General features: G+C 73.3%; 15 protein-coding genes. 8 read left to right on the top strand and 7 right to left on the bottom strand.

Features of this window, described 5'->3' with window-relative positions; all coding sequences use genetic code 11:
- Window positions 1–106 precede the first annotated feature (106 nt).
- Window positions 107–1,117, top strand: a complete 1,011-nt coding sequence (gene bchI, locus BM396_RS01260) for a magnesium chelatase ATPase subunit I (protein WP_043383107.1) — start codon at window positions 107–109, stop codon at window positions 1,115–1,117.
- Window positions 1,118–1,142: 25 nt separating this feature from the next.
- On the top strand, window positions 1,143–3,014 hold the full coding sequence (locus BM396_RS01255) for a magnesium chelatase subunit D (protein WP_348273011.1): 1,872 nt from the start codon (window positions 1,143–1,145) through the stop codon (window positions 3,012–3,014).
- 31 nt (window positions 3,015–3,045) lie between these two features.
- On the opposite strand, the gene BM396_RS32555 is transcribed toward BM396_RS01255, so the two are convergent.
- Window positions 3,046–3,192, bottom strand: a complete 147-nt coding sequence (locus BM396_RS32555; protein ID WP_164706391.1) for a hypothetical protein — start codon at window positions 3,190–3,192, stop codon at window positions 3,046–3,048.
- Between the two features lie 219 nt (window positions 3,193–3,411).
- Here BM396_RS32555 and bchO point away from each other — a divergent pair, with 219 nt between their 5' ends.
- The 5 genes from bchO to BM396_RS01225 all read left to right on the top strand — a co-directional run bounded on the left by bchO (window position 3,412) and on the right by BM396_RS01225 (window position 8,201).
- Complete coding sequence (bchO, locus tag BM396_RS01245) at window positions 3,412–4,320, top strand: alpha/beta fold hydrolase BchO (RefSeq protein WP_043383113.1); 909 nt, start codon at window positions 3,412–3,414, stop codon at window positions 4,318–4,320.
- Between the two features lie 109 nt (window positions 4,321–4,429).
- Window positions 4,430–5,215: a gamma-glutamyl-gamma-aminobutyrate hydrolase family protein gene (locus BM396_RS01240; RefSeq protein WP_043383116.1), complete on the top strand. Its 786-nt coding sequence runs from the start codon at window positions 4,430–4,432 to the stop codon at window positions 5,213–5,215.
- Between the two features lie 206 nt (window positions 5,216–5,421).
- Window positions 5,422–5,667 carry a ferredoxin gene (locus tag BM396_RS01235; RefSeq protein WP_043383119.1) on the top strand — a complete coding sequence of 82 codons (246 nt, stop codon included), beginning with the start codon at window positions 5,422–5,424 and terminating at the stop codon, window positions 5,665–5,667.
- Window positions 5,667–6,938 (top strand): NAD(P)/FAD-dependent oxidoreductase, encoded by a 1,272-nt coding sequence (locus BM396_RS01230; protein ID WP_043383121.1) that lies wholly within the window; start codon window positions 5,667–5,669, stop codon window positions 6,936–6,938. The genes BM396_RS01235 and BM396_RS01230 overlap by 1 nt, the downstream gene beginning before the upstream one ends.
- A gap of 9 nt (window positions 6,939–6,947) precedes the next feature.
- On the top strand, window positions 6,948–8,201 hold the full coding sequence (locus BM396_RS01225) for a cytochrome P450 (protein ID WP_043383124.1): 1,254 nt from the start codon (window positions 6,948–6,950) through the stop codon (window positions 8,199–8,201).
- Window positions 8,202–8,241: 40 nt separating this feature from the next.
- Here BM396_RS01225 and BM396_RS01220 read toward each other — a convergent pair whose 3' ends face one another.
- Window positions 8,242–9,939 (bottom strand): methyl-accepting chemotaxis protein, encoded by a 1,698-nt coding sequence (locus BM396_RS01220; protein ID WP_244538784.1) that lies wholly within the window; start codon window positions 9,937–9,939, stop codon window positions 8,242–8,244.
- Window positions 9,940–10,566: 627 nt separating this feature from the next.
- Between BM396_RS01220 and BM396_RS01215 the strand changes: the two genes are divergently transcribed.
- The gene (locus BM396_RS01215) at window positions 10,567–11,148 is read left to right on the top strand and encodes a hypothetical protein (RefSeq protein WP_043383130.1); all 582 of its coding nucleotides are present in this window, start codon (window positions 10,567–10,569) and stop codon (window positions 11,146–11,148) included.
- Here BM396_RS01215 and BM396_RS01210 read toward each other — a convergent pair.
- The 5 genes from BM396_RS01210 to BM396_RS01190 form a co-directional block, all read right to left on the bottom strand.
- A complete protein-coding gene (locus BM396_RS01210; protein WP_043383133.1) occupies window positions 11,115–12,887 on the bottom strand; it encodes a class I adenylate-forming enzyme family protein in 1,773 nt (590 codons plus the stop codon). The two genes, BM396_RS01215 and BM396_RS01210, sit on opposite strands and share 34 nt — an antisense overlap.
- Window positions 12,884–13,654, bottom strand: a complete 771-nt coding sequence (locus BM396_RS01205; RefSeq protein WP_043383136.1) for an SDR family NAD(P)-dependent oxidoreductase — start codon at window positions 13,652–13,654, stop codon at window positions 12,884–12,886. Before BM396_RS01205 ends, BM396_RS01210 begins: the two co-directional genes overlap by 4 nt.
- Window positions 13,655–13,874: 220 nt before the next feature.
- A complete protein-coding gene (locus BM396_RS01200) occupies window positions 13,875–14,651 on the bottom strand; it encodes an SDR family NAD(P)-dependent oxidoreductase (protein ID WP_043383139.1) in 777 nt (258 codons plus the stop codon).
- A 2-nt stretch (window positions 14,652–14,653) separates the two neighbouring features.
- Entirely contained in the window at window positions 14,654–15,712 is a 1,059-nt protein-coding gene (locus BM396_RS01195; protein WP_043383142.1) for a phosphotransferase family protein, read from the bottom strand.
- Entirely contained in the window at window positions 15,709–16,944 is a 1,236-nt protein-coding gene (locus tag BM396_RS01190) for an acyl-CoA dehydrogenase family protein (RefSeq protein WP_043383145.1), read from the bottom strand. The genes BM396_RS01195 and BM396_RS01190 overlap by 4 nt, the downstream gene beginning before the upstream one ends.
- Window positions 16,945–17,019: the final 75 nt, after the last annotated feature.

Here is a 17,019-nt window from a genome sequence, read left to right as displayed (position 1 = left end):
GGGTAGGGGTGGGGGTGGTGCAGACGGCACCGCCTCGACCCATCCTGCACCCCCCATCTCCGGCTCCTCCCCAAGCGGGGAGGAGAGGAGCCAGAGCCAGAGCCCCGTGCCCACCTTCCCCTTCTCGGCCATCGTCGGCCAGGACGAGATGCGCCAGGCGCTGCTGATCGCGGCGGTGGACCCGTCCGTCGGCGGCGTGCTGGTCTTCGGCGACCGCGGCACCGGCAAGTCCACGGCGATCCGGGCGCTGGCCGCCCTGCTGCCGCCGATGCGGGCGGTGGCCGGCTGCCCCTACAATTGCGACCCCGACAGCCCGGCCGCATCCTGCCCGCATTGCGCGGAAGGCGGCCCGCGAAAGAGTCACAAGACACCGGTGCCGGTGGTGGACCTGCCGCTCGGCGCCACCGAGGACCGCGTGGTCGGCACCCTCGATCTGGAGCGGGCGCTCGGCGCAGGCGTGAAGGCCTTTGAGCCGGGGCTGCTCGCCCGGGCCAATCGCGGCTTCCTGTATATCGACGAGGTGAATCTGCTCGAGGACCACCTCGTCGACCTGCTGCTCGACGTGGCGGCCTCCGGCGTCAACACCGTCGAGCGCGAGGGCCTGTCCTTGCGCCATCCGGCGCGGTTCGTGCTGGTCGGATCCGGCAACCCGGAGGAGGGCGAATTGCGCCCGCAGCTCCTCGACCGGTTCGGGCTGGCCTGCGAGGTCGTGACCCCGAAGGACATCCCGACCCGCATCGCGGTGGTGCGTGCCCGCGACGCCTACGAGCGCGACCCGGAGGGCTTCTGCGCCGCCCGCGCCCGGGACGAGGCCGCGATTCGAAAGCGGCTCCTGCTGGCGCGGGAGCGCCTGCCGTCGGTCACCGTGCCGGATGCCGCCCTGGAGCGCGCGGCGCAGCTCTGTCTCACCCTGGGTACGGACGGGTTGCGCGGCGAGCTGACCCTGATGCGGACCGCCCGGGCGCTCGCGGCCCTCGATGGCGGCGGGGCCGTCACCGACGACCACCTCCGCCGCATCGCCCCGGCCGCCCTGCGCCACCGGCTGCGCCGCAACCCGCTGGACGAATCCGGATCCACCGCCCGGGTGGAGCGGGCGCTGGCGGAGATGTTTTCGTGACGGTCGCGCTGCCGGTCCGCCTGTCGTGGGCCGGACGGACCGCGCCCGACCGGGTCGGGATGGCGCGCGGGTCTCCTCTCCCGTGCGGGAGAGGGACAGGGTGACGGACGTGCCCGATCCGGAAAGGTCTCCTCCCTCACCCCGACCCTCTTCCGCACGGGAGACAGGGGGCGTCGCGTCGCGTCCCGGGAAGGCCGAACCGGCGGCCCAGGGCGAGAACGCGCCTCTGCAGGACAGGCTTTTCAGCGCGTCGCATCCCTGGACCGACGTGCATCGCGCCGCCCGGCTCCTCGCCGCCGACCCGCATGGGCTCGGTGGCGCGGTGGTCCGCGCCCCTCCCGGACCGGAGCGCGAGCGCTGGCTCGAGACCCTGCGGTCCGCGTTGCCCTCCGGAACGCCCTGGCGGCGACTGCCGCCCGGCATCGGCGACGACAGCCTGCTCGGCGGCCTGGATCTCGCCGCGACCCTGGCGGCGGGCCGTCCCATCGCGCGGGCCGGTCTGCTGGCGGAGGCCGATGGCGGGATCGTTGTCGTCCCCATGGCCGAGCGCCTGCCGGCCGGCACCGCGTCCCGCCTCGCGGCCGCCCTGGATGCCGGCACCGCGGTGGACCGGCCGGCCCGATTCGGCCTGATCCTCCTCGACGAGGGCGAGGCGGACGAGACGGTGGCCGAGGCGCTGGCCGATCGCCTCGCCTTCCGGATCGACCTGAACGGCCTCGCGGAGCCTCCCCCGGCTGAGCCGGAACCCGTCTCGGACGCTCCGGAGCCCGATCCGGTCGGGAGCCTCTGCGCCCTGGCCGAGGCCTTTGGGATCGCGTCGCTGCGCGGCCCGATCCTGGCGGTGCGGGTCGCGCGCGCCCTCGCGGGCGACGGGCCGATCGGCCGGGCGGAGATCGTCGCGGCCGGGCGCCTCGTCCTGGCGCCGCGCGCCACGCGCCTGCCCGCACCGGAAGAGCCGCGCCCCGAGACCGCCGAGGCACCACCCGCGGACGCGCCTCAGGAACAGCCCAGGGCGGAGACGACGGATCCGTCCGCCGCGGAAACCCCCGATGACGTCGTGCTGGAGGCGGTGCGCGCCGCCATACCGCCGAACCTCCTCGACCAGTTGCTGGCGGGGGGTCGGCGGCTCACGGCCGCGAAGTCCGGCCGGGTGGGGCAGGCGGCGGCCGCCCGCACCGGGCGCCCGGTGGGCTGCCGGCGGGGCGATCCGCGGCGGGGACGCCTGGACCTGCTCGCCACCCTGCGAACGGCCGCGCCCTGGCAGGCCCTGCGGCGCACGGGGGCGGAGACGCGCCGCATCGTGGTGCGGCGGGACGATCTGCGGATCCGGATCCTCAAGCAGCGGACCGAGACCACCACGGTGTTCTGTGTCGATGCTTCGGGCTCGGCCGCCCTGGAGCGGCTGGCCGAAGCCAAGGGCGCGGTCGAGCTGCTGCTGGCCGAGGCCTATGTCCGGCGCGACCGGGTGGCGCTGGTGGCGTTCCGCGGCACCGGCGCGGAGTTGGTGCTGCCGCCGACCCGCTCGCTCACCCGGGCCAAGCGCGGGCTCTCGGGGCTGCCCGGCGGGGGCGGCACGCCGCTCGCGGCGGGGATCGATGCCGCGGTCGCGGTGGCGCTGGGCGTGCGCCGCGGCGGCAGCCGGCCGGCGATCGTGCTGCTGACCGACGGGCGCGCCAACGTCGCCCGGTCGGGGGAGGGGGGACGAGCCCGGGCGGGCGCGGAGGCCCTGCAGGCGGCCCGCACCTTGCGGGCGGCCGGGCTGGCGGCCCTGGTGGTCGATACGGGGACCCGGGGCGAGGACGCCCGGGCGGTGGCGGACGCGATGGGCGCCCGTTACCTGAAGCTGCCGCGGGCCGAGGCCGGTCAGCTCAGCGCAGCGGTGCGGGCGGCGCTCTGAGCGCCCCGCTCTTCAGCCCCGGGGCGGGGTCTCAGAGGTCGCCGCCGATGCCGCTGTCGGCGAGGCGCTGGTGATGGGCGAGCCACGAGTTCAGCATCTCGCGGATGACGGCCTTGAGGCTCCAGCCGCCGGAGACCGGGGCGGCGATGTTCTGGGTCGAGGAGGTGAACAGGATCATGGCCTTCTCCAAAGTCCGGGGACGCGTGTTGCTCTTGCTCGCCTGTGATATGCCGCCGTTGTTGCGGCGCAGCAATCCGCTTCCTCTCACCGGTGGCATGCGGCCGCCGCATAGGATTATGCAGTGCTACGAAATACTTCCGGCCATGAACGATAGCACCGCCGCCGCCTCTGGCACCTCCGGCCTCTCCGGTCATGCCGCATTGCGGGATGCGGACGCATGTTGACCGGCGTCGCGACCGACCGACCGGACTGGGCCGTGGAGGGTCGCGACTGGCCCCATCGGGAGGCCAGCCGCTTCGTGGAGGCGGCGGGCCTGCGCTGGCACGTCCAGGAATTCGGGTCCCCGGATGCCCCGACGCTGCTGCTCCTGCACGGGACGGGGGCGGCCACGCATTCCTGGCGCGGGCTGGCGCCGCTCCACGCCCGTGACTTCCGCGTCATCGCCCCGGACCTGCCGGGTCACGGTTTCACGGATCCCCTGCCCGACGCCGACCTGTCCCTGCCCGGCATGGCCCGGGCCGTGGCGGGCCTCGTGGCGGCGCTCGGCCGGCCGCCCGTCCTGGCGGCGGGCCACTCGGCTGGTGCGGCCGTGCTGGCACGGATGTGCCTCGACGGCGCCATCGCTCCCCGGCTGCTGGCGGCCTTCAACGGCGCCCTGGCGCCCTTGCCGGGGGCGGCCAATCTGCTGTTCCCCGGCATGGCGCGGCTCTTGTTCCTCAACCCGCTCACCCCGAAGATCTTCGCCTGGACGGCGGACCGCGCCGCGGCCAAGCGGCTGATCGAGGGGACCGGCTCGCGCCTCGACCCGGAGGGCGTCGATCTCTACCGGCGGCTCTTCGCCCGGGCCGGCCATGTCCGCGGTGCGCTGGGGATGATGGCGAACTGGGATCTGGCCGGCCTGCACCGGGCGCTGCCCGGCCTCGCGACCCGGACCGTGTTGATCGTCGGCGGCGACGACAGGGCCATCCTGCCGGACACCGCCTTCGCCCTGCGCGACCGCCTGCCCGACGCCCGCGTCCGCCTGATCCGGGGTCTCGGCCACCTCGCGCACGAGGAGGCGCCGGAGCGCGTGGCCGAGGTGCTGCGCGCGGAGGCTTTGGACGCGGGCCTTCTGTCGCCGCCGTGACCCGGACGGGACTGGCGTCGGCCTTGCGTGGGTCGTAGAGCCTGCCGCGGGCCGCAAGGGCCTGCCGCTTAGACAGCACAATTAGCCAGCACAAGGAGCAGCCGGGACGATGGCGAGACCCGTGATCGGCGTCATCGGCAACGCCCGCCTGATCGACAATCGGTTTCCGGCGCAGATCGTCGGCGAGAACAACATGCGGGCGGTGGCCGCGGTGGCGGGAGCCCTGCCGCTGATGTTCGCCGCCGCCCCGGCGATCACCGACCTCGGCGACCTCCTCGATACCGTGGATGGCATCCTGCTCACGGGCGGCCGCGCCAACGTCCACCCGACCCGGTTCAACACCGAGCCCTGCGCGGCGCACGAGCCCTACGACGAGGACCGCGACGCCGTGGCTCTGCCGCTGATCGAGGCCTGCGTGGCATGCGGGGTGCCGCTGTTCGGCATCTGCCGCGGCTTTCAGGAGATGAACGTCGCCTTCGGGGGCAGCCTGCACCCGGAGATCCGCGACCTGCCGGGCCGGCTCAACCACCGCATGCCGCGCCTCCCGAACGGCGAGATCCATCCGGACCTGGAGGTGATCTTCGCCGACCGTCACGAGGTCCGCCTGACGCCCGGAGGCGCCTTCGCCCGTCTCCTCGGACGCGAGACGATCCGGGTGAACTCCCTGCACGGCCAGGGCATCCTCGAACCGGGCGGACGGATCGTGATCGAGGGGGTCGCCGAGGACGAGACGGTCGAGGCGATCCGCGTCCGCGACGCGGCGGGCTTCGCCCTCGGCGTCCAGTGGCACGCCGAGCACGATCCGGCGACCAACCCGCTCAACCGCGCCCTGTTCGAGGCCTTCGGGACGGCCGCGGCGACGCGGCACCGGGCAAGGGTGGCCGGGGGGCGCTGAGGCGCGGCATCGGTCGCGGACGGCGATCCTGACGGGGCGCCGATGCGGCGGGTGCAGGGTACGTCCCCACCGGCGCGGCCTGATGAAGGGGCGGCCGCCGTCTCCACGCCGCCAGAGGCTGCCAGGCATCGGCGTCCAGGGTCGGGCGAATCGGGCCGCGACGACGGCCCGCGGAACCCGCAGCGCCCGCCCGCGGTTGCCTCGCCATGTCCCCCTCTGCCGATGCGTCTTCCGGTCCCCCGTCCGGCCTGCGGGTGAGCGTCGATCTCAACCTGTGCCAGGCCTATGCCCAGTGCTGCTACGCGGCGCCGCGGCACTTCCGCATCGAGGGGCACGAGGCCCTGTTCTACGATCCCGCGCCCGCCGCGCAGGACCGGGACGACATCGAGCGGGCGCGCGTCGCCTGTCCGGTCCAGGCGATCCGGGTCGAGGATCCGGAGCGGGGCGCCTGATGGCGCAGCCCCCCGGGCGGGCCCTGATCGTGGGCGCCGGCCTCGCGGCCCTGCGCGGTGCCGAGGCCCTGCGCGCGGCGGGGTTCTCCGGCCCGCTCACCATCGTCGGCGACGAGCCCCATCCTCCCTACGACAGGCCGCCGCTGTCGAAGCATGTCCTGACCGGTGCCGTCGCGGCCGACGCGACGACGCTGCCGGGACGCCACGGCCTCGCGGCCGACTGGCAGCTCGGCACGGCGGCCGTGAGCCTCGATCGGCAAGCCCGCACGGTCCGCTTCGCCGACGGGCGTGCCCTCCCGTACGATCGGCTGCTCATCGCCACCGGCACCCGCGCCCGACCGTGGCCGAACCCCCACGAGGGCCGGCTCTCCGGCGTCTTCACCCTGCGCGGGCGGGACGATGCCGCCGCCTTGCGGCGCGCCCTGGCCGCCGGCCCGAGGCACGTTCTGGTGATCGGCGCGGGCTTCATCGGCTGCGAGGTCGCGAGCCTGTGCCGGCAGCTCGGCCTTCCCGTCACCCTGGTCGAGCCCGGCGCGACGCCCCTGTCCCGCGTGCTCGGCAGCACCGTCGGAGGGTTGATCGGCGCGATCCACGCGGGCCACGGGGTCGCGGTGCGCTGCGGCAGCGAAGTCGAGTGGCTGGAGGCGGAGGGCGGCCGGCTGGTGCGGGCCCACTTGGTCGACGGCGGCAGCATCGCGACCGACATCGCCGTCATCGCCCTGGGCGCGGTGCGCAACACCGACTGGCTCGAAGGGTCCGGCCTGTCTGCGGATTGCGGCGGGGTCGATTGCGACGCGCGCGGCTATGTCCTCGACACCGACGGACAGCCCGATCCGCACATCGCCGCCGCCGGCGACGTGGCGCGCTTTCCCCATCCCCTCTACGGGGGCCGGCGCGTCGCCCTGGAGCACTGGAGCCACGCGGTGGCGCAGGGCATCCATGCCGGCCGGCTGCTCGCCGGCGCGGGACCCGAGATGCCCTACGGCGCCCTGCCGACCTTCTGGTCGACGCAAGGAGACCTCGTGGTGAAATCCGCGGGTCTGACCGAGGGCGCCGACGCCGTGGCGATCACGCAGGGCGATCCGGCCGCCGGCCGCTTCGTCGCCCTCTACGGCCGCGAAGGACGCTGCATCGCGGCGGTCTCGGTGGATTCCGCCCGCTGGCTGCCGGCCCATGCCGAGCTGGTCGCCGCCCGGGCCCCGTTCCCGCCGCGCGGCGCCGCGACCGACCGGCCGAAGGCCGTCACGATCCTCGAGCCGGGCTTGCCCTAAGGAAACCGCATGCCCGACGCCACCCTCCTCAATCAGGTCAAGGATTTCGCCAACCGGCCGAATCCCTATCCGATCTATGCGCGGCTGCGGGAGAACCCCGTCTCGCGCCAGGACGACGGCACCGAGGAGGGCACCTGGGTTGCGGCGACCCACGGCACCATCGCCAGCCTGCTGCAGGACCCGCGGGTCAGCTCCGAGACCCTGCCCCCGGCCGACCGGCCGCGTACCGGCAACCCCCTCACCGACCTGATCGTGAAGCCGCTCAAGGACTGGATGATGGACCGGCACCGGGTCTTCATCTTCCGCGACCCGCCGGACCACGATGCCCTGCGCTCCGCGGTGATGCACCAGTTCAGCCGGGAGCGCGTTCAGGCGATGCGCGCCCGCTCCGACCAATTGGTCGCCGATCTGCTCGACGAGAAATGCGGCGCCCGGGAGATCGATGCGGTCGACGACCTCGCCTACCCGCTGCCCGTGACGGTGATCTGCGAGCTGTTCGGCGTGCCCCGGGAGGACGAGCCGAAGTTCCACGGCTGGGCGACGCAGCTCGCCACCGCGCTGGAGCCCGACAGCCTGTCCGATCCCGAGATCCGCGCCGAGAACAGCCGGACCTTCGACGCGATCGGCGGCTACATGGCCGACCTGATCAAGGACAAGCGGAAGCACCCGGGGGACGACATGCTGTCGGGGCTTGCCAACCACGCGACCCCGGCCGGGGTGAAGATGGGTGATTACGACCTGATCGCCACCTCGATCCTGATGCTGGTGGCCGGCCACGAGACCACCGTGAACCTGATCACCAACGGCCTGCTGACCCTGCTGCGCCATCCCGACGAGCTGGAGCGCCTGCGGCAGGATCCGCTCCGGGCCCCGCGGCTGATCGAGGAACTGCTGCGCTACGAGCCGCCGGTGCAGTTCCGGACGCGGCGGACGCTCTCGGCCATCGACATCGCGGGCGTGACGATCCCCGAGGGCGCCGACCTCGTGCTGCTGCTGGCCTCCGGCAACCGCGACGGGGCCGTCTTCCCGGATCCCGACCGGTTCGACCCCGACCGCGCCGGACTCCGCCATCTCGGCTTCGGCGGCAGCCTGCATTACTGCGTCGGCGCGCCCCTTGCCCGGTTCGAGGCCGAGGCAGCGCTGACCGCCCTTGCCCGCCGGCTCAAGGCGCCCCGGCTCATCGAGGACCCGCCGCCCTACCGGTCGGGCGCGGCGCTCCGCGGGCCCGAGCATCTGCGGGTGGCGATCGACGGGATCGCATGAGGCGCCGCGGGGCCGGCGGGGCGGCGGCGCCTGATGCCCCTCAGGCGGCCTTGACGGCGGCGAGGAAGGTCGTGACCTCCTCGCCGAGGCTCGCCGAGTAGCGGGCCAGTTCCTGCGCGGCGCTCAGGACCTGTCCGGAGGCCGTCCCGGTGTCGCGGGCCGCCTGCCGGACGTCGGCGATATCGGTGCTCACCGCCTGCGTGCCCTGCGCCGCCTGCGTGACGTTCCGGACGATCTCGCTGGTGGCCGCGCCCTGTTCCTCCATGGCGGCGGCCACGCTGAGCGCCACCGTGCGCATCTCGTCGATCGTGCCCCCGATCGTCCGCATCGCCTCGACCGCCTGCCGCGTCTCGGTCTGTATGGCCGCGATCTGCGCCGCGATGGTCTCGGTCGCCCGGGCCGTCTGCGAAGCGAGCGCCTTCACCTCGCCCGCCACCACGGCGAAGCCCTTGCCGGCCTCGCCGGCGCGCGCCGCCTCGATGGTGGCGTTGAGGGCCAGCAGGTTGGTCTGCCCGGCGATCCCGGCGATCAGGCCCATCACCTCGCTGATCTGATCGGTGCCGCGGGACAGCACCTGCATCAGGGCGTTCGTCTGGATCACATCCGTGCTGGCCCGGTCGGCCATCGCGGAGGACTGGGCGACGCGGGCCGCGATCTCGTGGATCGAGGCGGCCATCTCCTCGCTGGCCGCCGCCACGGTCTGCACGTTGCTCGACGTCTGCTCGGAGGCAGCGGCCACGCGCACGGACTGGTCGGTGGTCCGCGCGGCCGTGCGCGTCATCTCCCGGGCGGTGGCTTCCATCTCCACCGCGGCCGAGGACAGCCCCTGCGTCAGCGCGCCGACCTGCGTGTCGAACCGGGCGGTGATCGCGTCCAGCATCTGGGCGCGGCGCATCTTCGCGTCGTTCTCCGCCACGGCGGCCGCGTCGGCCGCGCGCTTGGCGATCAGGGCGTCCTTGAACACCTGGACCGCGCGGGCCATGGCGCCGACCTCGTCGCCGCGCCGCTGGTCATCGACCGTCACCGCGAGATCGCCGTCCGCGAGGCCGCGCATCGCCGCGGTCAGGCGGGTGATCGGACGCGCCAGGCTGTTGCCGACGAGGAGGAGCAGCGCCAGGATCGGCAGGGCGAGGCCGGCGGACCAGACGGCGATGGTGACCGCCCGGTCGCGCACGGCCGCGTGGACATCGTCCCGGTACAGGCCGGTGGCGACGATCCAGCCCCACGGCTTGAACATCTGCACGCTCGCGACCTTCTCCACCGCCACGGACCCGCCGGCGCGCGGCTTCATGTAGTCGACGAAGCCGGAGCCGTCGCGCGTGGCGGTCTCGACCATCTCGGCGAAGTAGCGCTTTCCGCCGGGGACGTCGGTCTGGTCCACCACCCGCTTGCCGACGTTCTTGGCGTTGAAGGCGTTGGCGATCAGGTGACCCTGGGCATCGAGGACGAAGAAGTAGTCCTCGCTGCCGAAGCGCAGGGCGGTGATCGCCGCGAGGGCCGCCTTCTGCGCCTCGGCGAGGGGCATCTGGCCCGCGGTGGCCTGCGCCTCGTAATGGCCGAGCAGGCTCTGCGCGACCTCGGTGAGGCGCTTCGTCATCAGGGCGCGATCCTCGAGCGCCGAGCTGCGCATGTCGACATAGCTCAGCGCGCTCAGGGCGCCGATGGCCACGAGCACCAGGACCATCACGGCCGCCAGCTTGTGGCGGAGCTTGAGGTTGGCGAGACTGTGCCACGGCACGGCACGGTCGGCGGACGGGCGGCTGGTCTGGTTGGGAATCATCCGAGCACCGGAAGAGGACGCCTGCAGCCTGCCGGAACAGGGTCGCCGTCGGCGCTGCATCGAGCCACTTTCGCGCGATCGGGTTAGTAAATCGCAAAAATTCGCGACCGAGAGCCGGAACCCTGAGGGCGGATGTCGAGAGGCGCCCCGTGAAAGCAGCCTATCTCAGTAAATTTACATAGATTAGTATCTAATTCTATTCGAGACGGGACAGCAACTCAACTGTTCACGGCTGTCCGGTCACGCTGTAGTGTACCCGCCTGAAGCAGCCCGTGTCCGGCCGCAGGGGCGAGCGGCGGTCGGCCCGACGATCAGTCCGGTCTGCGCCACGAGCGCGAGCCTGTCCGGCCGCAGGATCCGTCATCGATCGGCAGGCTCCGATGGCGCCGGTCCGGCAGGGGCTCCCGGCCGGCAGGACCGCGGCCGCCCCGACACGGATCGCCCGAGCGGAGCGTCATCGGTATTAAACGTGCTTCGACGATCTTCATGGAAATGCAGCGACGGAATTCCCCTGTGCGGCAGTTCGATCTATTGTTGCATCGCCTAGCGGATCAGTCGGGAACGCCGCGATTTCAGGAGGGCACCATGTTGCACGGTGCGCGAACGAGCCTCGCCGCCCTCATCCTGGCCCTCGGCCTGGGCGGCGCATCCGCCGAATCCGTGGCCACGACCTGGACGGACCCACCGGCCCACAAACCGGCCACCGAAAAGGCGCCGGCCGCGGATCAGAAGGCGGCGGCGCCGGCAACGGCCGCCTCGACCCCCGCGGCGGCGACGAAGGTCCGGCCGACGCCCGCCAAACGGACGGCCGTCGCGGCGCGGCGCGAGCCGGAGCGGAAGGCGGCACGCGGCCCATCATCGACCGCCAAGCGGCTCGCCGCCGCGCCGCGCCGGGCCCGCATCGCCGCGGCGCCGGCCCGCATGATCCGCAGCGGCCCGCAGATCGCCGCGGCGCCTCCGCCTGAAGGCTACGCGCGCTACCGCGCCTACAATTACGGGCCCGGCTATGGGTACGGCTACGCGCCGGACGACACCGACGACCGCCTCGATCGCCTGAGCAGCGCGCAGGCCGCCGGCTACGTCGTGGTCCGCCGCCGGACGGTGCAGTTCCCCGACGGCCGGACCCTGCGGGTCTACCGCCCGGACCAAGAGGGTGAGCCGTTCTGATCTGACACGCCTGCGAACACCGCCCGCAGGGGGGCCCTCAGAATCTTCCCGGCGGGGTTGCGCGGCAGGAGTTCGTCCCGGATCACGATCCGCACCGGGACCTTGAACGCCGCGAGCCGCGCGGCCGCGAAGGCGCGGATCTCCGAGGCGTCGGCACTCGACCCCTCCGCCAGAACCACGATGGCGCCCGGCTCCTCCCCGAGGGTCGGATGGGGCACCGGCAGCACCACGGCGTCGATCACGTCCGGATGGGCGTAGAGGGCGTTCTCGACCTCGCAGCAATAGATGTTCTCGCCGCCGCGGATCAGCATGTCCTTGATCCGGTCGACGATGGTCAGGAACCCCTCGTCGTCGGCGCGGGCGAGATCGCCGGTGCGCAGCCAGCCCTCGGAGAGGGCCTCGGCGGTGGCCGTCGGGTCGTCCCAGTAGCCGCGGACCACGTTGGGGCCCTTCACGCAGAGCTCGCCGACCGCGCCCGGCGGCAGCACGTCCCCGAGGGGGTCGACGATCCGCACCTCGCAGACCGGCAGGGGCGGACCGCAGGACTCGGGATGCGCGAGGTAATCCTCGCCCTGGTGATGGGTGAAGGTCGCCGAGGTCTCGGTCATGCCCCAGCCGGTCCCGGGGACGACCTTCGGCAAGGCCTCGCCGAGCGTTCGCACGAGGTCGCCGGCGGCCGGGGCGCCGCCATAGGTGACGCCCTCGAGACTCGGCAGCGGCCGTCCGGCTTCCCGGGCGGCGGTGGCGAGCTGCCACGCGATGGTCGGGACGCCGCCCGCGCTGGTGCAGCCCTCCCGTTCGATCAGGTCGAGGGCCGCGTCCGCGTCCCAGCGGTGCATCATCACCAGCCGGTGGCCACCGTAGAGCGCCGCCCCGAGGCTCGCGTGGCAGCCGGTGACGTGGAACAGCGGGATCACCAGCAGCGCCGCCCGCTGCGGCGCGGACGGGTCGGGCTTGGGCGGGCTCTCGCCCCGGCGCAGGGCGCTGCGCGCCGCCGAGTAGGGATAGGCCATCACCGTCGTGGCGGCCGCCCGGTGGGTGCCGACCGCCCCCTTGGGCTTGCCGGTGGTGCCCGAGGTGTAGAACAGCGTCGCGTCGTCCTCCGGATCGAGAGCGATGTCGGGCAGGGGCAGGTCGGGCAGGGCGGCCCAGTCCCGGACCGGCCCCACGATCTCGGCGAGCGGCGTCGCCCGGGGGTCCGGCTCCATCCGGGTGGTGAGGACCCGCTCCAGGGCCTGGCATTCGCCCAGATGCGGGGCGAGCCGGGCGAAGCGCTCGCCGTCGGCGATCAGCACCCGCGCGCCCGAATGCTGCAGGCCGTAGGCGAGCTCGGGCCCGGTCCACCACGCATTGAGCGGCGTCGCGATCGCCCCGGCGAGCAGGGCACCGAAATAGCTCACCGGCCATTCGGGCAGGTTGCGCTGCGCGATGGCGACCCGGTCGCCCTTGCGCAGGCCGGCCTCCACCAGGGCCCGCGCGAGGGTGGTCGCCGCCCGGGCGAAGCCCGTGAAGGTCACGCGCTCGTCCTGGTAGACCAAGAAGGTCTTCTCTCCGTGCCCCCGGGCGATCCGGAACAGGTCGCGCAGGGTCGGCGGGGCCTTCTCCCAGATCCGGGTCGGCACGCCCCGGATCGGCACCGTGGCGATGGCGAAGGGTGCGCCCGGGGCGGTGAGCCGCGCCTCGGCCTCGCGGAAGGGCAGGGAAGGCCAGCCGGCGGGGATGCGGGGGTCGAGACTCATCGGGCGATGGTCACGCCGCCGTCGATGACCAGTGCCTGACCGGTCACGAACCGGCCCGCCGCGGAGGCCAGGAACACGGCGGCGCCGGCGATCTCGTCGGGCTCGCCGATCCGGCGCAGGGGCGCGGCGTCCGTGGTGGCGGCCAGCATCTCGGGATCCTCCCATAGGGCCCGGGCGAAATCGGTGCGGATCAGCCCCGGGCAGAGGCAGTTCACCCGCACGTTGGCGGGCCCGTACTCCACCGCGTAGTTGCGGGCGAGCTGAAGGTCGGCGGCCTTCGAGATGTTGTAGGCGCCGATCACCGGCGACCCTTTGAGCGCCCCGATGGAGGAGACGATGACGATCGCGCCGTCCCGCCGCGCCACCATGCCGGGGGCGACCCTCTGGATCAGCCAGTGGTTCGCCAGGACGTTGTTCTCGAGGATCTTCCGGAACTGCGCGTCGGAGATGCCGGCCAGCGGCCCGTAATAGGGATTGCTGGCGGCGTTGCAGACCAGCACGTCCACCGGGCCGAGCCGCGCCTCGGTCTCGGTGACCAGGGCTTCCAGCTCGTCCTTCACCGAGATGCTCGCCGGGATCGCCACGGCGCGGCCGGCGCCGTGCGCGGCCTCGATCTCGGCGACCACCGCCGCGCAGGCTTCGCGCTTGCGCGAGGAGATCACCACCCGGGCGCCGTGCTCGGCCATCCGCAGGGCGATCGCCCGCCCGATGCCCCGGGAGGAGCCGGTGATGAGCGCGACCTTGCCGGTCAGATCGAACAGGGACATGGCTCGCCTCCGCGCTGCGCAGGGCCGGACACGCCCGCCAGCTTGGTTCCGCGGGATCTGACGGTCGCGACGCGCCCCCTCTCCCGTACGGAAGAGAGTTGGGGTGAGGGGTGCGCGCTGTCCGGAAAGACCCGATCCCTCACCCTGTCCCTCTCCCGCACGGGAGAGGGGACCAGCGCCCCATCCGGCTGTCGACGATGTCTCCGGACGCCGCCCATCCTCACGCCCCCGCCCGCATCGACCGGCGCAGGCGCGCCATGCCGGCAAGCCACCGTTCGGGATCCTCGGCCCGGCGGCGGGCGTATTCGGCCACCTGCGGGTGCGGCAGGATCAGGAAGCGCCCCGATGCCAGCCCATCCAGGGCGGCCTCGGCGACGGCCTCGGGTGACAGCACGCCGTCGCGCGACGCGGCGCTGGTCGCCCCCAGCATGGCGGTGTCGACGCCTTGCGGGCACAGGGCGGCGACCCGGATCCCGTCCGCGGCATGGGCGATGGCGAGATGCTCCAGGAAGGCCAGCGCCGCGTGCTTGGTGGCCGAGTAGGTGGCGCTGCCGATCTGGCTCAAGAGCCCCGCCGCCGAGACGGTGCCGAGGAACGCGCCCCCGCCTCGGGCGCGCCAGAGCGGGACCAGAACCCGCGCCGCGTGGACATGGCCCATCACGTTCACCGACCACGACCGCGCCCAGCTCTCCGGATCGGCGGAGGTGGCCAGCTCCGGATCGGGGTCGCGCTCCAGGATGCCGGCATTGGAGCAGTAGAGCGCGATGGGACCGATCCCGGCCTCGATGCCTGCGAGGGCAGCGGCAACCGCCTCCGGGTCGCCCACGTCGATGGCATAGGCCCGTCCGCCGAGTTCCGCCGCCACGGCCTCAGCCCCGGCGCCGTCGCGGTCGAGGGCGACCACGGTCGCGCCCCGGGCCCGGGCCGCCGCGGCGAGCGCCCGGCCGATGCCCCGGGCGGCCCCCGTGACGGCGACGACGCGGCCGGAAAACTCCATGCTCAGGCCCCCGCCCGCTCGGCGAAGCCCCAGGCCGCTTCGGCAAGCTTCGGGACGCGTGCCGCCATGGCGGCGGCGTGCTCGCTCGCGGCGTTGCCCGCCTTGGCGCGGGCGGCCACACCCTGCAGGATGCCGACCAGCCGGAACAGGTTGTAGGCGAAGTACCAGTCGAGGTCGGGCAGGCTTTTCCGATCCGCCGCCCGGCAGTAGAGCGCCACCGCCTCGTCCCGTGTGGGAATGCCCAAAGCCGGCAGGTCGAGCCCGCCGAGCCCGCTGCGCCCGTCGGCCGGCAACTCCCACTGCATCAGCAGGTAGCTGAAATCGGCGAGCGGGTCGCCGAGCGTCGACAGCTCCCAGTCGAGCACCGCGCTGACGCCGCCGTCGCGGGAAAAGATCAGGTTGTCGAGGCGGTAATCACCGTGGACCACGCAGGCGCCCTGCTGCTCCGGCACGGTCCGAGGCAGCCACGCGATCAGCCGCTCGACGTCCTCCAGGCGCCCGTCCTCGGCGGCGCGGTACTGGCGGGTCCAGCGGTCGACCTGCCGGGCGAAGTAGTTGCCGGGCCGGCCGTAATCGGAGAGCCCCGCCGCCTCCGGGTCGATGGCGTGCAGGCGCGCCAGCGTGGCGATCATGCCGGCATAGTGCCGGTGGCGGGCATGGGGATCGAGGCCCGGCAGCGCCCCGTCCCAGTGCACCGCGCCGTCCACCGCCTCCATCACGTAGAAGGACGCGCCGATGATGTCCGGGTCCTCGCACAGCGCGAAGGGCCGCGGCACCGGGAAACCCTCGCCGTAGAGGGCGCCGATCACCCGGAACTCGCGGTCCACCGCGTGCGCGGAGGGGAGGAGCGGGCCGAAGGGTTTTCGCCGGAGCACGTAGGCCTGGGCGGGCGTGTCGAGCCGGTAGGTCGGGTTCGACTGACCGCCGCGGAACTGCCGCACGGTGAGCGGGCCGGCGTAGCCGCGGACGTGGCCCTCCATCCAGGCGGCGAGCTTCGCCTCGTCGATCCGGTGGCGCGGCTCGACCGGCTTCACGCCGGAGAAGACATCCGCGTCGCTCATGCGCCCTCGCGGGCATTGGTGTAGCGCCCGAATTCCAGCCGGGCGATCGAGCGGTTGTGGACCTCGTCGGGCCCGTCGGCGAGCCGCAGGGTGCGGATATGGGCGTACATCCTGGCGAGCCCGAAATCCTCCGAGACGCCGGCCCCGCCATGGGCCTGGATCGCGTCGTCGATCACCTTCAGCGCCACCCGGGGCGCCGCGACCTTGATCATGGCGATCTCGAGCTTGGCGCCCTTGGCGCCGACCTTGTCCATCATGTCGGCGGCCTTCAGGCAGAGGAGGCGGGCCATCTCGATGTCGATCCGCGCCTCCGCGACCCGCTGCTCCCAGACCGACTGCTCGGAGATCCGCTTGCCGAAGGCGACCCGGGACACGAGGCGGCGCGCCATGGCCTCCAGGGCCACCTCGGCGGCCCCGATGGTGCGCATGCAATGGTGGATCCGGCCCGGCCCGAGCCTTCCCTGCGCGATCTCGAAGCCGCGGCCCTCGCCCAGGATCAAGTTCCCGGCCGGCACGCGGACATGCTCCAGCACCACCTCGCCGTGGCCCTTGGGGGCGTCCTCGTAGCCGAAGACCGGCAGCAGCCGCTCCACCCGCACCCCCGGCGTGTCCATCGGCACCAGGATCTGCGTTTGCTGCCGGTGGCGGGGGGCGTCCGGGTCGGTCTTGCCCATCAGGATCGCGATCCTGCAGCGCGGGTCGCCGACGCCGGTCGACCACCACTTGCGGCCGTCGATGACGTAGTGGTCGCCGTCCCGGCGGATCGACGTCGCGATGTTGGTGGCGTCCGAGGAGGCGACCTCCGGCTCGGTCATCAGGAAGGCCGAGCGGATCGCGCCGGCCATCAGGGGCCTGAGCCACGCCTCCTTCTGGGCGGGGCTGCCGTAGCGGTGCAGCACCTCCATGTTGCCGGTATCGGGCGCCGCGCAGTTGAAGACTTCCGAGGCGATCCCGACCCGGCCCATCGCCTCGGCGCAGAGCGCGTAATCGAGGTTGGTGAGGCCGGCGCCGCGGTATTCCACCGTGTCGTGCTCGGGGGAGGGCGGCAGGAACAGGTTCCACAGGCCCTCGGCCTTCGCCCGGTCCTTCAGCCGCTCCATCGTGGGCGAGGGGGCACGGCTCTCCGTCCGCTCGGCCGCGACCGCGGCGGTGGCCGGCAGGATCTCGGCGGCGATGAAGGCGCGGACGCGGTTCAGCCAGTGCGTCTGGGACTGGGAGAGGTTGAAGTCCACGGTGTCCGCTCCCTAGGGTTTTCCTGCCGGCCAGCGCACCAAGCTGTGCGAGCCGGCTGCCCGCCGTCCCACTGC

The organism is Methylobacterium sp. UNCCL125, assembly GCF_900116795.1.
Lineage (GTDB): Bacteria > Pseudomonadota > Alphaproteobacteria > Rhizobiales > Beijerinckiaceae > Methylobacterium > Methylobacterium fujisawaense.
Note: the sequence above shows the minus strand (reverse complement) of the source record. Positions and strands in the feature narration are given on the sequence as shown.

Excerpts from the sequence above, each read along its gene's own strand:
- BM396_RS32555 (WP_164706391.1), bottom strand. The coding sequence starts at position 3,192 with ATGATCCTGTTCACCTCCTCGACCCAGAACATCGCCGCCCCGGTCTCC.
- bchO (WP_043383113.1), top strand. The coding sequence starts at position 3,412 with ATGTTGACCGGCGTCGCGACCGACCGACCGGACTGGGCCGTGGAGGGT.
- BM396_RS01240 (WP_043383116.1), top strand. The coding sequence starts at position 4,430 with ATGGCGAGACCCGTGATCGGCGTCATCGGCAACGCCCGCCTGATCGAC.
- BM396_RS01235 (WP_043383119.1), top strand. The coding sequence starts at position 5,422 with ATGTCCCCCTCTGCCGATGCGTCTTCCGGTCCCCCGTCCGGCCTGCGG.
- BM396_RS01230 (WP_043383121.1), top strand. The coding sequence starts at position 5,667 with ATGGCGCAGCCCCCCGGGCGGGCCCTGATCGTGGGCGCCGGCCTCGCG.
- BM396_RS01225 (WP_043383124.1), top strand. The coding sequence starts at position 6,948 with ATGCCCGACGCCACCCTCCTCAATCAGGTCAAGGATTTCGCCAACCGG.
- BM396_RS01215 (WP_043383130.1), top strand. The coding sequence starts at position 10,567 with ATGTTGCACGGTGCGCGAACGAGCCTCGCCGCCCTCATCCTGGCCCTC.
- BM396_RS01210 (WP_043383133.1), bottom strand. The coding sequence starts at position 12,887 with ATGAGTCTCGACCCCCGCATCCCCGCCGGCTGGCCTTCCCTGCCCTTC.
- BM396_RS01205 (WP_043383136.1), bottom strand. The coding sequence starts at position 13,654 with ATGTCCCTGTTCGATCTGACCGGCAAGGTCGCGCTCATCACCGGCTCC.
- BM396_RS01200 (WP_043383139.1), bottom strand. The coding sequence starts at position 14,651 with ATGGAGTTTTCCGGCCGCGTCGTCGCCGTCACGGGGGCCGCCCGGGGC.
- BM396_RS01195 (WP_043383142.1), bottom strand. The coding sequence starts at position 15,712 with ATGAGCGACGCGGATGTCTTCTCCGGCGTGAAGCCGGTCGAGCCGCGC.